This window comes from Pirellulales bacterium, assembly GCA_019694435.1.
In the GTDB taxonomy this organism is placed as follows: Bacteria; Planctomycetota; Planctomycetia; order Pirellulales; family JAEUIK01; genus JAIBBZ01.
The window spans coordinates 12,424-27,686 of record JAIBBZ010000022.1 but is presented as its reverse complement, the minus strand read 5'-3'; the positions used below and the strand labels follow the sequence as shown (position 1 = coordinate 27,686).

Sequence of the window (15,263 nt, the reverse complement as noted above, 5' to 3'; positions counted from 1 at the left end):
CCCAGCGAGACGGAAGCCTTTCGCATTCGGGCGGTGCGGCGCCATACTGAAAGGACCTCATCACTCATCCGGCGGCCCGGTATCCAGGAAAGCGCAGTTACGCTGTTGAAGCCCGCACCGCGACGCGTCGACTCTCCGCACCGCCAGCCGCCCGACGCCGCGCCGCCCCCGGCTCTGCCGAGGTTGCGGACCGCGGATTTCGTTGTGGCTGCCGCCGTGGCGCTCGTCGCGATCGCTGCATTCTGGAACGTCCGCGACAACGAGTTCCTGCGCTACGACGACGGCACCTATTTGACGGACAACGCTCATGTGCGGCAGGGGCTCACTTGGGAGGGGGTGCGCTGGGCGCTAACGACGACCTACGCGGCGAACTGGCATCCGCTGACTTGGCTGGCCCATATGACGAACTGCTCGCTCTGGGGGAGCGAGCCCAGCGCCAGCGCGGCGCACCATCTGACGAGCGCCGTGCTACACGCGGCCAGCGCCGCGCTGTTGTATATGCTGTTGCGCTTGCTTGGTCCGCCCCCCTGGCCTGCGGCCGCAGCGGCGCTGCTGTTCGCCGTGCATCCGCTGCGCGTCGAATCCGTGGCCTGGGCTGCGGAGCTCAAAGACGTGCTGGCCGTGTTCTTTGGCCTCGCCACGCTCGTGGCCTATCGCGCCTATGCCGCTCGGCCCACATCGTGGGCCGCATGGCTGGCGATGATCGCCCTCTACGCGCTGGGGATTCTTTGCAAGCCTTCGTTGGTCGTCCTGCCGGTGCTCCTGTTGTTGCTCGACGTGTGGCCCTTGGCGCGGCTGGCCGCGGGGCGGCGCATGCGCGACGGCCTGCTGCTGTTGCAGGAGAAGGTGCCTCTTTTCGTGCTGGCGGCGTTGAGCGCGTCGATGACGTTGCACGCTCAGCGCGCCGCGGGCGCGGTGAGCGCGTTGGAACACCTGCCCGCGTCAGTGCGCGTGGAAAACGCCTTGGCTGCCCTGGGCCGCTATCTGGCAAGCACCGTTTGGCCCACCGGGCTCAGTTTTTGCTATCCGCACCCTGTCCAAAGTCCAGCGCCGGCAGCCGTCGTTGTTTCGACGCTGCTGCTGCTAAGCATCACGGCATTTGCTTGTTGGCAGGCAAATCGGCGTCCGTACGTGATTGTCGCCTGGCTGTGGTTTCTCCTGGCGGCGCTGCCGACGCTGGGGCTTGTCCAAGCGGGAGTCCAGTCGCGGGCCGACCGCTATACCTACCTGCCCCACGTCGGCCTGGCCCTGCTGACGGCGTTCGCCCTGGCCGAAATCGCTGCCCGCAGCGGTCTCGCGGTGCGCAGAGCCTGGCTGGCGATCGCCGCCATCGCGGTGGGACTGTTGTTCTGGCGAACGACACAGCAGGTCGCCGTATGGCACGACACGCTGAAGCTCGCGAACCATGCCTTGGAGATCGATCCGCGCAACGCGGTCGCGCTGGCCGTCAAAGGCGAGGCGCTGGCACATGAGCGTCGCCATCAAGAGGCCATCGACTGTTTCCGGCGGTCGATCGAGACGGCCAATTGGCTAGCAGAGAGCCACGCGCTGCTGGCAATGAGCCTGGCGATTACCGGGCGTCCGACCGAGGCCATGACCGCAGCCGATGCGGCGTTGGCGCTCAAACCGCGGCTGGCGACCGCACACTACGTCCGCGGCAACGTCCTGCTCGAACGGGGCGACCTGGCAGGCGCGGAAAACGCCTTGCTGGCGGCCGTCGAAAGCGACCCACAGCATGCGCCGTCCTGGTGCGATCTGGCCTGGGTGCTCTACAAGACCGGACGCCCAGCAGAAGCCGAGCGTCGTTGCAGGCAGGCATTGTCGCTCGACCGTCACAACGCCATCGCCTGGCACCATCTCGGGTCGATCACCGCGTCGCAAGGCCGCATGGCCGAAGCCATCGAGGCGTACCAGGCCGCGGTCACGCTCGAGCCAAACTATGCCGACGCGTTGTTGCCTTTGGCGTCGTTGTCGATCGACTCCGGTCAAAGCGCCGCCGCCGCGCGCTTTCTCGAAACCGCAATGGTTGCGCGTCCAGGCTGGCCGGCAGCAGCGAACGAGTTGGCCTGGCTCTATGCCACGAACGCCGACCCGGCCTTGCAGAATCCGATGCGCGCCGTCGAACTGGCAGAAACCGCATGTCGCGCCACGGGGCGGCAGCAGGTCGAGTATCTTGATACCTTGGCCGCCGCTTATGCCAGACTCGGCCGCTGGGAAGACGCGATTGCGACGCTCAGCGAGGCCCTGGCTCGGCTCCGAGGCAGCGAGGTGAGCCCCCAGCTAGGTGCTATGGAACAGCGCCTCGCGGCCTACCGCCGCCACGAACCGTGGGTCGATCTGCCCGCGGCCGGTGCACACTGAACGAGAACCGAGCTGCCTATCTCGAGAACGATTTGCATGCAGCGTTCGTCGCCTGCGAGTGCCGCTTCCGCCGTACATTCCGCGCCGCTTGCATTGCGCCCGCTTCGCAGGTCCGAACTTTTGGCAATCTTCGTCGTCTGTTGGCTGGCGATCACTCTTTGGCGCTGGGAAATCGTCGCCTCGCCTCCCTATTGGGATTCGGCGATGGGGCTGTTTCTCGAGGCGCATTTTCTGTCCGAGAGCGGTTTCGACTACCAGCGTCTCTGGTACGAGGAGCCCCGGTTCCTGGAAGGCGGACCGGGGGTCTACCTGCACAGTATCGTGCCGACGCTGCTGGCCCTGGTGATGCGGCTGACGTCATCGCCGCACTCGGTGATGTTCGTCGGCCATCTGGCGACTTTCGCCCTGGCCGCGGCCACTGCGACGACCACCGTGGCCTTGCTGCGGCCGCGTATCGGTTGGATCGGCGCCCTGTTGACCGTCGTCGCGCTCGTGACCACGCCAGTGTTTGCCGTGCAGGTCGACATGATCGGCATGGACCTTCCCCTGGCGCTCACCGGGCTACTGATGGCCGGCTGTCTGATCTCCGAGCGTTATTTGGGCGCGGTTGCCGTCGGCTGCCTGGCCTTTTTCATCAAGCAAAGCGGCGGGGTGCTGCTCGTCGCGAGTGCGGTTTACCTGGCGGCGCTGTGCTGCCTGGCGGCCTGCGCCCGGGACCGGGCCGCACAGCGTCACACACTGACCGCGTTGGGCACGCTGCTGCTGGTCCTGGCGGGCTGCCTGACTTTGGTCCTTTGGTCGAGTCAACTGCCGCAGTCGAGCCCCGAGCGATTGCCGGTGGATACGCGCGAGGGCATGCGCAGCCTGACGCAGTTGCTCTATTGGTGTCCTACCTGGATTGCGGTCGTCGCTGTCGCGGGCGTTTCGACGCTGATGGCGATGCGCGGCGCGCTGTCGGAACCGACGAGCGAATCGAGCCCGGAGCACCCACACGAAGGGCCGGCGGCTGGCAACCGTTGGAACGCGCTGGTCGACGCGCTGTGGCGGCAGCGGTCGTGTTGGGTCTTTGGCTTGTTCACGTGGATCGTCGCGGGGGGCATGCTCGCCGGTCTCACGCTCTCCTACACGATCCCACGCTACATCACGATGGCCATTCCTTTGGTCCTCGTCATGCTTGCGATGCTTTGGGGCCATCGTGCGGCGCTGCGGCCTGTGGCGTTGGCCGGCGCGGTCGCGCTGATTGCCGTCAACCTGGTGCAACTGCACGGCTACTTGCTGCCGCCAGTCGAACGGGCCTCGACACACGGAGTTTTTGATCGTCGCACAGGCGCGGTGCTCGAACGGAGCCGCGAATACCTAGCCGATCACCGGGAAAACATCCGCCTAGCGGCAATCCTCGAGCAGCAAGCCTCAGGGCGACCGATCGTAACCGGCAATCCGTTCGCCTATCTGCTTTCGCTGCCCATGCTGGGCTACGTCAACCAGCCGCTCCATGGCTACACGGTGAACACCTACGTCTCCGCGTCGTTCAAGCCGTCGCCCGATCTGCTGCAGGACCTGCCCGCCGAAGTCATCGTCGTGCGTGCTGAAAACCGCTTTACGCCGATCGGCACCGGCACGTTGCCCCGACCGCTGCCGACCAGCCCAACCTTGTTTCGTGGCGCGAACGACGCATTGGTGGCCTTTGTACACAGTGTCCCCGAACGGGCAACGCCTCAACAACGCCGAGCGGCGCTGCTCGGCTTGCTGTGGCCCGAGGAAGGTCTACGCGAGCTCGTCGGCAAGCTCGTCGCGGAACGGCGATTTGCCGAGGCCCGCAAGGCCGTGTTGCGCATCTTCGATCGCGCTCCGGGGAATGCCGGGGCTGAGCTCATGCTGGTCGATCTCGACCTGACGGAACGTCAGCAAGAGAAGGCACGGGCGCGCCTGATGTCGCTCGTGGCCGCGAATCCGCAGTACGGCCCGGCGCGCGTGCGGTATGCCGACATGTTCCTGGCCGAGAAGGCGTGGGCACGGGCGGTCGAACAGTTTGAAGCGGCGCTGAACATTGGCGCTTACTGCGCATCGCTGGCGCCCGCCGAGCTGGCCGACGTCTACGTGCGCTGCGGCGTGGCCCGCCGACATCTCGGACAACGCGAACCGGCGTTGGCCGATTTCGAGCGGGCCCTGGCTTCGAACCCTACGTCAGCAACGGCGCATCGGGCCAGCGGCGAGTTGCTGCTGGAGCTGGATCGCGACAGCGAAGCCGAGCCGCACCTGGCCCAGGCGGTCAAGCTCGAGCCCCGCGAGGCGTCGACGGCGGCTCTCTGGGGAGCCACCCTGGCACGGCTCGGACGGCGCGACGACGCCATTCGAGCCTACACACTGTCGATCGAGGCCGAACCGCAGCGTATCGACAGCCATTACGAGTTGGGCCGGTTGATGTTGCAAAGCGGCGATATCGCGGCCGCCCTCGTCCAATTTCGCCAGGTGATTCAGTACGGTCCGACGAGCGATCTGGCCATCGAGGCGGCGCGCCAGGGGGCCTGGCTTCTCGCGACGACGCGCGAGGCTTCGTTGTTCGACCCGGGGCAGGCGATCGATTGGGCCCAGCGCGCCGTCCGCGCCACGAAGCGACGCCGCTGGGAGTGCCTCGACGCCTTGGCCGCAGCATATGCGGGCGCGTCGCGGTTCGACGAGGCTGTCCAGACGGCCGAGGAAGCACTCGCCTTGCTGGCAGGCGACCCGGCTCAGCCGGACCAGCGAGCCGCCGTCGAGTCGCGTCTGAATCTCTATCGCCAAGGACTTCCGTTTCGCGAACACTAAAATTACAGGTCGCGGCAGGTGCAACCCTACCGCGAGTCCGCTGACCTTACCCCGTCATGCTCTGCAACGTAACTTTGTCGGCGGCCTGAAGGGCCGAATTATCGGCTGATGGCTTCGAAACTGCGACCCAGGTGAACAAGTAACTCGCTCGTCCACGCCGATGACCAACTCGGGCGCCCAATTCACTCGCCTTGCCGACGGCCGCATCGGCCTGCGCCGCTTTCACGCGGCGCAGGCCGGCGCTCCGCGCATCCTCGCGCTGCCGTACGCCGGCGGCCAATCGCTGGCGTTTCGCGAATTGGCCCACCATCTGCCACGCGATTGGGGATTCTGGGCGATCGATCCTCCCGGCCACGGCTGGAGCGCTGGCGATCCGCTGCCCAGCATTCCGGCCATGGTCCGCGATTACCTCGCACACCTCCCGGCGGAACTGTTGGACGATGCGGTGCTGTTGGGCCACAGTCTGGGCGGGTGCGTCGTCTTTGCCCTGACGCAAGCATTGCAGGCCGCCGGCCGGGCACCGCGGGCCGTAGTGCTCAGCGGCGCACGCCCTCCGCACCGCAAGGCGGAGTACGAATCGTTCTTGTCGATGGACGACGCACGATTGCTCGAGGCGCTCATCCAGTTTGGCGGCGTGCCGAAACAATGGGCCGACGAGCCGGACGTGTTCGACCATTTCAAGCATGCCCTGCGAGCCGATTTCCAGGCGTTCGAGGCCTTCGAAATCGAGCAGCCGCTGACGGGCGTGCCCGTGATGGTCTTCGGCGGCACGGACGACGTCGTCTGTCGGCCGGAGCATGTGTTCGAATGGTCGCAGTTCTGCCCCGGCTGCCGCGTCGATTTCGTGCCGGGAGGCCACATGTTCGTGCAAACCGAGGCGGCACTGTTGAGCCAGCGGCTGCAACGGTTCGTTCGCGAGCTGCCGGACAACACGAGCGGTCTGTCGCCATGAGCGCCCTCGGGAGCAAGCCGCCGGCTGACCTGGGCGTCAACGAGGCGCATGTCTGGTACGTCAGAACCGGCGAGATCACCGATCCGGACACGCTGGCCCGTTACCACCGGTTGCTCTCGCCCGAGGAGCACGCACGGCGCGAGCGGTATCGCTTCGAAAAGGACCGGCACACCCATCTGGTCACACGTGCCCTGGTGCGCACGCTGCTCGCGAACTATACGGGCGTCGACCCGGCGGCGTGGAAGTTCGTGACGAACGCCTATGGCCGGCCGGACGTGTCCGAACCGGAGTGCTGGCGACGGCTGAAATGCAATGTCTCGCACACGACGGGCCTGGTCGCGGCCATCATTACCTGGGAAGTCGAGTCGGGCGTCGATGTCGAGTGGCGCGATCGGACCAGCGGCGGGATGGACGTCGCCGATCGGTTCTTTTCGCCCGACGAAGTCGCCGATCTACGGAAGCTGCCCGAGACCTCGCAGCGGCGAGGTTTTTTCGACTACTGGACGCTCAAGGAAGCCTATATCAAGGCCCGTGGCATGGGCCTGTCGCTGCCGCTGGAACAGTTTTCCTTCGTGCTGCGCGATGCGGCCCCGATCGGCATCCGGTTCGCCCCGGAGCTTCCCGACGACCCGGCGAGCTGGTATTTCGAAAAGCACTACCCGACGGCGGTGCACACCTTGTCGCTAGCCGTGCGACGCGTGGGGGCGATGCAACCGCGGGTGCTGGTGCGCGAGACGGTGCCATAGCTGGCGCCCGCAGACCTACGGCCGTCTAGAGGCCCTGCCTCGCTCCGCGAAGCGCGCTTCAGCGATTGAGCGGCAAGAGATCGGGAAAGAGGGCGTGGAGTTGATTGCGATCGAGGATCTCCTTGATCCGATCCTCGCGCTCGTCCATGTCGACCATCTTGGTTTCGAAGATGATCAGCAGCAGGCCCATGACTTCCTTGATTTGCTCATCGGAGGGGCGAGCGTCGCCGAGTTCTTCCTGGAGCTTGCGGATCTTGCGCGCCGGCTCGATCACGCCGCGATCGTACGCGTCGTCGTCGAAGTTCTTGTTCGGCGTGCAGGCGATGGCCTTCATCACCGAGCCGAGAAATGTCGGCACGTATTCAGCCACAGTCGCGTCCCCCGGTCCCGAAGTAGCCTATCGAGTGTCGACCCTGCGTGGTGCCGGTCGGTCGAGGCGAAAAATAACCCCAAAAATCAGGCCCATTTCAGTATAACTAGCCCTGTCACGGCTCCCAACTGGCGAGCCGAGCCGGCCGTCGCGGTCGACTGCGCTGACTATCGGAATGTAGCTCGGCGGCATCGTCGCAGCAGGGGTCTGCGCGGGGAGCCGCGTGAAATTACGGATTGAACAAGGATTCTGTTCATGCCGAGTGCGCGATACGTGACGATTGTTCCGCCGGGGAGGCGCTCAGCGTGAGGCGGCTCTTCGCGGTGCTGTTTGCCGGGTCGCGGGCCAAGGTCCTCGCGTCGACCGCGCTGGGGCTGCTCAGCGGTGCCGCCAGCGCGGGGTTGATTGCCGTGGTTACGCAGGCCCTGGCCGCGTCGAGCCGCCCCGGTGGCGGGCTGCTGGCGGCCTTCGTCGCCCTGGCGCTGGCGGCCGCGTTGGCACGGATTGGATCGCAATTATCGCTGTTGCGCATGGCGCAAGACGCCGTGTTGACGCTGCGCCTGCAATTGGTCGAGCGCATCCTGGCGGCTCCGCTGGCACGGGTGGAGCGAGCGGGGTCAGCCAGGCTGATGGCGGCTCTGACCGAGGACGTCGCAGCCATCAGCGACGCGGCGATGGGGTTGCCGTTCTTGTTCGTCAGCGCGACAACCATCGCCGGATGCTTGGCTTTTCTCGGCTGGCTTTCCCCTGGCGTGCTGCTGGCCGTCGTCGCCACGCTCGGGCTGGGGGTCGTGGTCTATCGGCGGATCGAACGCAGCGGTGGACACTCGATGAGCCAGGCACGGCAAACCCAAGACGCGCTGTTCGCCGCATTGCGGGCCGCGACCGACGGAAACAAAGAGCTGAAGTTGCACCGCGAGCGGCGCGAGACGTTTCTCGCCAGCGATCTGCACGCCAACGCGGCGCAATACCGCAATCAACTCTTGCTCGGGTTGGCGCGTTACGTCGTGGCAGGCACTTGGGCCAACACGCTGGTGATTGTCCTGCTGGGTGTGTTGGCGTTTGGCTGGCCGCGCGCCCAGGCCGACGCCCCCAGCTTGTTGACCAGCTACGGGATGACGTTGTTGTATTTGCTGAGGCCGCTCGATTTTGTCCTGCAGTTTCTGCCGGCCGTGACCCGGGCTCGAATTGCGCTCGAGCAGATCGACGCTTTGGGACTGGAGTTCGATCGACCGGAAGCGTCCGGCGGCGCCGAACCGGGGAGGAGGGGCTTCGCGCGGCTCGAATACCACGACGTCTGCTACCGCTACGATGCGCCCGTGGGCGAGCCGGCGTTCACGCTGGGCCCGTTGAGCCTGGGCCTGCGTCCCGGGCGTCTGGTGTTCGTGACGGGCGGCAATGGCAGCGGCAAGTCGACCCTGGCCAAGCTGCTCACGGGCCTGTACGCGCCGAGTTCGGGTCAGGTGACGCTCGACGGCCTTCCGATCGACGAGCGGCGGCGCGAGTGTTTGCGCGAGTTGTTCGCGGCCGTCTTCTACGACTTCCACCTGTTCTTGCGCCTGGTCGGTGACGAGCCGGCCGACCTGCTCAACCGGGCAAGCGAGTGGCTGGCGCGGCTGCGGATCGCCGACAAGGTCGAACTAGCGGCCGACTCGATCCAGGCCCTCGGGCTCTCTCAGGGTCAACGCCGGCGATTGGCGCTGGTCATGGCGCTGCTCGATGAGCGTCCGATTCTGCTGTTCGACGAATGGGCCGCCGATCAGGACCCCAAGTTCAAGGCGGTCTTTTACGAAGAACTGCTGCCCGAGCTCCGCGAGCGCGGCAAGTGCGTCGTGGCGATTTCGCACGACGACCGCTATTACCACGTGGCTGACGAGATCTTGCGGCTCGAGAACGGGCGGCTCGTGGCCGACGAGACACCCCGCGGCCCGGCCGCCCAGGCATAGCCGGCCGCTCAGGCAGACGCAGGGCCGGCGCGACTTTGGCTAGGGGGTCGCCGCGTTGGCCTCCGAGTTTTGCCGCAGGGCGCGCAAGTTGCGCAGGGCCTTCTCGTAGGTCGGATCGATTTCCAAGGCTTTTTTAAAGGCCTTTTCCGCCTCGCTGGGCCGGTGCCGCTGCACGTAGAGCATGCCGAGATTGTTATAGGCCTTGGCGTTCTTCGGATCGAGGACCGTAATCTCGCGACACTGCGCGATGGCCTTCTCGTATTCGTTGGCGCCTAGATATGCCGTGACGAGTTGTTCGCGACCCAGCAGATGATTCGGCTCGCGCTTCAGCAGACGCTCCAGGCACGCGATGGCATCCGTGAAGCGACGTTCACCTAGATATACCACGGACTGCGCATACAGCGTCAACGTATGACCAGGCTGAATCTGCAAGGCAAAGTCCCAGAACTCCATGGCACGCTGCAATTGAGCCTCGTGTTGCTCGGGAGTCAGCGGCTGCCCGTTGTCATCTGCTTTGAGCTTCTTGGCTGCGGCCAGCCCCTGGTTGTAAAGCGATTGCACGTGCACTTTGGTGAACACGGGCGCATAGCCATGGTCGCGTTTGCGGAGCACGGTGGTCTTCAGAATTCGGTCGAATTCCGCGCCGCGCGTCTCCAATTGGGGATTCCGTTCCTGGAGCTTAGTGACGTACTCCAGGCCCGAGATGACGCGGCCGATCACGACACCCATCTGCTGCAAAGTCAGCGCCGTCGAACTGCGATAACAGACGGCGAACCGCGATCCAAGCGTGAGCGGGGTATCGTTGAGCAACATGAACGAGCCGCGCGTCGGCAGGCGCCAGGGCTCTTTCGAATCGGCCTCGGGAAAGACGTAATCGGGGCCCGTGCAGGGGACAAACTCCTTGACGACGCTGTAGCCAGCGTCGCCTTTGCCGGTGCCCGTCTTGTCGCCAGCCAGCGCAAAATAGTTGCGACGCACGTAATAGAACGGCCGTTCGTCGTAGTACTTGCGCTCGCAGAGCGAAACAAACAGCGCAACCGCGTTGGGAAACTCGTTCTCGAACAATTCGACGACAAAACTGCCGCGCGAGGTGTCGACCTGGACGCGCGGCAGATCGTCGGCCGCGGCTTCGCGTGCGCGAATCGCCATTTCGGCCTCGTAGCGCGGTACGGTCTCGTCGCGCGTGCGGAGAAATGCCGCAGCCACGGCGTCTTGCATGTGCAGCCGGTCATGCGCAATCCGCAGCCAGCGTTCGCCGTCCTCGAAATTGCCAATCTCCAGGCAGGCTCGCCCGGCCAGCACGGCCATGGGCCCGAAGTTGTATCCGCTGAGGATCATGCCGCTGCTGATCCGGGCCGCGTCTTCCATTTGATCCGACTCGAAGCATGTGACCGCCATCTTCGCCAGGAAAATCTCGACCGTTTTTTGCCCGGGCTTGGCCGCATATGCTTTCAGGCCGGCATCGATCAGCCGCGGCACGATCTCGTCCGACCAGCGCTGCTGTTCGCGGACCAACTCCGTGCGTTTGACGTCGTTGGGAGCCTCTTGCATGGCCTTGGACCGGACGGCTCGTTCCTCTTGCCAGTTCTTGAGCAGCGTCAAGAACTCTTGAACCTCCGGAGGTTCCTGCTCGAACGGCACCACGGGGGCATCGGGCGAATCGGGAGGCGCGACCGCGCCACCCGGCTGGGGAGCGTCGCCAGGCTCTGCGGCAGCGGCCGCCGGGGGCTGTTCCGCGGCGGTCGAAGGAGCTCCGGCATCCTGGGCGCCGGACGGGCGGCACAACGCGAGGAGCAGCAGCCCGGTCAAACAACAAACAAAACGCATCGGGAATCGCCCCCGCGAGTGGTTGGCAATACGACTACAGCCAGTGCAGCCGCTGGAAAACCAGTGCAGCCACAGGAAAAGATGCCGGCGCGGACCCCCTCTGCATCACGCTCTCAGCGATGAGTTCAGTATAGACGTCCGAACCGGCACCGGTCCAGCATGCGGCGATGGCGATCGACCGCGCAACGCGTTGCCGGCAAATGATTTTCGCCGGAACATGGCCTCGCGGCGACCCGCCGCGCAGAGTGCATGTCCGTCGGACCTTGCGGGCGTCATAATGGGTCGATCGTGCGCTCCGGATCAGGAGGTCGAAAGGTGGGCGAACCCGTTCTCTTGGAAGCCGTGCGGACGCCGTTTGGCCGCCCGAACGGGGCATACAGTGATACGCGCCCCGACGACTTGCTGGCTTTCGCCATGCGTGGCCTGATGGCCCGCGCCGCGATTGCCGCGGACCAGTTGGACGATTGCATCGTCGGTTGCGTCACGCAGTCGGGCGAGCAGGGCGCAAATATTGCGCGGCTCGGCATGTTACTGGCGGGCATTCCTTACACGGTGCCCGCGGTGAGTGTGAATCGCTGGTGCGGCTCGGGCCAGCAAGCCGTGCAATTCGCGGCAGCCGCGGTGGCCGCTGGCGATGCAGACTACGTGCTCGCCGGCGGCATCGAGCACATGACGCGCGTGCCGCTCTACAGCGACATCGGCGGACTCGACCAGCTCGATCCGGCGCTTCAAGCGCGCTGCGAACTCGTTCATCAGGCTGAAAGCGGCGAGCGGATTGCCGAGCGTTGGGCGATCTCTCGCCAGGCAGCCGACGCCTATGGCATGGAAAGCATGCGGCGGGCAAGCCGCGCGGCGACCGAACGGCGACATCGCGAGATGTTAGCGACCACTGGCCTGATGCGCAGCGGCGCGCCGCTGGAGCTGCGGCGGGACGAAGGCATCCGCGACACGATCGACCCTGCTAAGGTGGCCAGCTTGCAGCTTTCGTTTCGGCCGAGCGGCCAGGGCGTGCTCACGGCGGCCAATTCGAGCCAGATCGCCGATGGTGCCGCGGCGGTGCTGATCGGTGACCGCCGCAGGGCCATGGCCGATGGCCTGCGACCCCGGGCACGGTTCTTGGCGCGGGTCGCTGTGGGTGACGATCCCACGCTGGCGCTCACTGGCGTCATACCCGCCACACGCCTGGCACTGAAGCGTGCTGGCCTGAGCCTGGCAGACATCGATTGGATTGAGATCAACGAGGCTTTTTCGACCGTCGTGCTGGCCTGGGCACGAGAACTCGGCGCCGACCTGAACAAGGTCAACCCCTGGGGAGGCGCCATCGCTCACGGCCATGCGCTCGGGGCAACGGGGGCCGCATTGACCGCGAAAATGCTGGCTGGGCTCGAGGCCACCGGCGGCACGCTGGGATTGCTGACCATTTGCATCGGCCATGGACAGGCCACGGCGATGATCGTCGAACGGATCGATTGATGGCCGACGCCGCAGTCATGCCCGTTCGGCCGGAGCGCCGCTGGTGGCGGTGGGTGGCTGCCTTAGGGCTCTTGGCCGTGGCGGCCTATGCCGCGAAGCTTTACCACATGTGGGCCTACCAGGAATCGTACTGGTTCCTGCTCACCCCCGCTTCGATCGGCGACTGGGAACCCGAGGGTTTGCCGCGCGAGGACGTGTGGTTCGAGTCGAGCGACGGCACACGGCTGTTCGGCTGGTACGTGCCACATCCGCAGCCGCGCGGCGCGCTGCTGTTCTTGCACGGCTCGGGCGGAAACATCGCCCTCCCCTATCAGCGCGACGCGCTCCTCGAACTGCATCGGCTAGGGCTCTCGATCTTCGTGTTCGATTACCGCGGCTATGGCCGCAGCGCCGGTACGCCGACCACGGAAGAGCAGTTTCATCGCGACGCCAGGGCAGCGCTCGATTGGCTCTGCCGTCGCGAGAAACTCGAATCGCGCGCGGTGTTGCTGCTGGGGCGCTCGATGGGAGCGACCCTGGCCATGCGGCTGGCGGGTACCGCGGGAGCGCGGTGCTTGATCCTGGAAAACGGGCCGCCTTCGCTGACCGACGTCGCCGCAGTCAACTACCGCTGGGCGCCGATGCGCTGGCTGCAGCGATATCGGTTCGAGGGGCTACCCGATTTGGCCCGATACGACGGTCCGTTGTTTCAAAGCCAAGCCGAGCGCGATGAAGTGGTGCCGATGGAGATGGCGCGGAGCGTGTTCGACACGGCACACGGGCGGAAGGAACTGTTCGTCGCGCCGGGCCTGAGACATGGCGACTCGCAACCCGTGGAATACTATGTGGCCTTGGACCGCTTTCTCGACGAAGTGCTGGGACCGCAAGCGGTGTTATCCTCCGAGGTGGGCGAAGAGCAGGCGGCGCCGCAGCCACCACAAGCCCCCGACCGCGGCGGCCACGAGCAAGCCGGCCACGGTTAGCTCTCCGGCCACCGATGGCAGCGGGGGCGAGGCCGTGGGCTTGGGCGCAAGGCGGTCTTCATCGGCCAGCGCCATGGCGAAGATGCCGATCATCATTTCCTGCCACGTCTGGTCGCCCCAGCGCACCGTGGCAGCGGGATCCGGGTTAGCGGGGTTGTCGACCGAATTGTCGTACCACGCGGTGCAATGCAGCTTGGTACCCAACGGCAGCCGTTTCGGTTCGGCAAACACATAGTTGTATTGCCAGTTGAAGTCGTATCGCGGAACGTCCAACAAGATTTCTTCGCTACCGTCCGGGTACCGTGCCGCGAAACGAAACGCCTTGCCGCGCAGATGCAGGTGCGGGCGCATCGCCAGGACCAAGGCATTCGCCGGAAAGGTAAAGTCGACCGACACTTCGTGATTGCTCGCGCCCGGGGGGATGGCAAAACTCGTGTTCGCCGGCATCACCGAGTGAATCTCCTTGTGCACCTTGGCCGGGTCGGCAAACACCAGGCCAACCCGGCTGCAATCCTGCTGCGGGTTGCCGTTGGGGGTGTAGTGCATTTCGAAGACCAACTGGCTGCGCGCCGGAATGCGCATGGCCATGCCTTCGGGGGCTTGCCAGGGATCGCCGCCGGGATCATAGCCGCCCACCAGGTTGATGCGTTCGTTGAGCGCCAGATCAAACGGTACGTCCGGCGGCTTGAGATAAACGGTCGCATGGTGCACGACCTCTAACGCCGAGGGCCGCACCTCGACGGCTTTGACCCATTTGTCCTCGGTGAAGTGCGGATCGGCGTAGAACCATTGGTAGGCCACGGTGCCTTCGGCCGGCACCTCAAACGGCCGCTGGGACATCGGCACGATCGCGTCCGGTTGCGCGATGCGCCAATCGGGCGAAAACTGCCGCGCGGCGGGCGCCCGCGCAGGATCGCCTTCGGGAGCACCGGCTTTCACCCAGCGCTGCACGAGATCGAGCTGCTCGTCGGTCAGCCGCTGGTTGTTGGCAAAGGTGCCATATTCCGGCGCGGCGTGCCACGGCGGCATCCGTCGCTGGGCCACGACCTCGCCGATCATGTCGGCCCAGCCCACGGCCTCGGCATACGTCAATAACGAAAACGGTCCGATCTGCCCCGGGCGATGGCATTCCTGGCAATGTGCCTGCAGCAGCGGGGCGATCTGCTCGGACCAGGTCACGTCGGCATCGGGCTGGGGTTGCCGTACGCGGCCGATCAGACAGCCGGGCGCATTGGTCTGGGCGATTTCGACCGGACGTCTTGCCAGCACCTGTTCGATCGCCAGGGCCAGATCGCGGCGGTTGGGTCGGGTGCGCTGCGTGCCGATCTCGTACTGATCGTCAATCCGGCCGTGATAGCGCACCACGCGCTCGGCGTCGAGCACACAAAATTCCGGCGTGCGGCGGATGCCGAATCGATCGGCCACGACGTTGCCGGGATCTTTCAGCAACGGGTATTGCAAGTGAAACTCGGCGACCAACTCGGCCAGTTCGGCCAGCGAGTCCTGCTGGTTGGGATCGATCGCCAAGAACACGACGCCGGCCGGAGCGAATTCCGTAACCAGCTCGTTGAGGCGGCGGGCGTAAATCCGCGCCAGCGGACATTCGGTCCCCAGAAAGCCGATCACGACGACCGGCGAAAAGGCGTAATCCGTCAACCGGTATTCCTTGCCGCGGTAGTCGGCCAGCTCGAAGTCGTCGACATGGCGTCCGACTACGGGTGCCGCTTGGTCGTCGGCGCACACCAAGCAACTCGAATGCGCGGCGCTTGCCAGGGCAAGCAACAGCGGCGCGAAGCAGCGGCCAAGTCGGCGATGAACCAC

Annotated in this window: 10 protein-coding genes; 7 read left to right on the top strand and 3 right to left on the bottom strand. The window is 65.5% G+C overall.

What is annotated here, in order from left to right:
- Nucleotides 1-204 precede the first annotated feature (204 nt).
- From K1X74_15845 to K1X74_15830, 4 genes are all read left to right on the top strand, one after another.
- Complete coding sequence (locus K1X74_15845) at nt 205-2,361, top strand: tetratricopeptide repeat protein (protein ID MBX7167805.1); 2,157 nt, start codon at nt 205-207, stop codon at nt 2,359-2,361.
- 120 nt (nt 2,362-2,481) lie between these two features.
- Nucleotides 2,482-5,166, top strand: coding sequence for a hypothetical protein (locus K1X74_15840; protein MBX7167804.1), 2,685 nt, complete (start codon nt 2,482-2,484; stop codon nt 5,164-5,166).
- 160 nt (nt 5,167-5,326) lie between these two features.
- Nucleotides 5,327-6,118: an alpha/beta fold hydrolase gene (locus K1X74_15835; GenBank protein ID MBX7167803.1), complete on the top strand. Its 792-nt coding sequence runs from the start codon at nt 5,327-5,329 to the stop codon at nt 6,116-6,118.
- Nucleotides 6,115-6,864, top strand: coding sequence for a 4'-phosphopantetheinyl transferase superfamily protein (locus K1X74_15830; GenBank protein ID MBX7167802.1), 750 nt, complete (start codon nt 6,115-6,117; stop codon nt 6,862-6,864). The genes K1X74_15835 and K1X74_15830 overlap by 4 nt, the downstream gene beginning before the upstream one ends.
- Nucleotides 6,865-6,922: 58 nt before the next feature.
- Here the strand turns inward: K1X74_15830 and K1X74_15825 are convergent, their stop codons facing one another.
- Nucleotides 6,923-7,234 (bottom strand): hypothetical protein, encoded by a 312-nt coding sequence (locus K1X74_15825; protein MBX7167801.1) that lies wholly within the window; start codon nt 7,232-7,234, stop codon nt 6,923-6,925.
- A gap of 305 nt (nt 7,235-7,539) precedes the next feature.
- Between K1X74_15825 and K1X74_15820 the strand changes: the two genes are divergently transcribed.
- Nucleotides 7,540-9,180 (top strand): cyclic peptide export ABC transporter, encoded by a 1,641-nt coding sequence (locus K1X74_15820; GenBank protein MBX7167800.1) that lies wholly within the window; start codon nt 7,540-7,542, stop codon nt 9,178-9,180.
- Nucleotides 9,181-9,219: 39 nt separating this feature from the next.
- Here the strand turns inward: K1X74_15820 and K1X74_15815 are convergent, their stop codons facing one another.
- Nucleotides 9,220-11,007, bottom strand: coding sequence for a peptidylprolyl isomerase (locus tag K1X74_15815; GenBank protein MBX7167799.1), 1,788 nt, complete (start codon nt 11,005-11,007; stop codon nt 9,220-9,222).
- Nucleotides 11,008-11,322: 315 nt separating this feature from the next.
- Between K1X74_15815 and K1X74_15810 the strand changes: the two genes are divergently transcribed.
- Together K1X74_15810 and K1X74_15805 are read left to right on the top strand one after the other, a co-directional pair.
- Nucleotides 11,323-12,480: a thiolase family protein gene (locus K1X74_15810; GenBank protein ID MBX7167798.1), complete on the top strand. Its 1,158-nt coding sequence runs from the start codon at nt 11,323-11,325 to the stop codon at nt 12,478-12,480.
- Entirely contained in the window at nt 12,480-13,442 is a 963-nt protein-coding gene (locus K1X74_15805; protein ID MBX7167797.1) for a lysophospholipase, read from the top strand. The genes K1X74_15810 and K1X74_15805 overlap by 1 nt, the downstream gene beginning before the upstream one ends.
- Here the strand turns inward: K1X74_15805 and K1X74_15800 are convergent.
- Entirely contained in the window at nt 13,353-15,263 is a 1,911-nt protein-coding gene (locus tag K1X74_15800) for a redoxin domain-containing protein (protein ID MBX7167796.1), read from the bottom strand. The genes K1X74_15805 and K1X74_15800 overlap by 90 nt on opposite strands.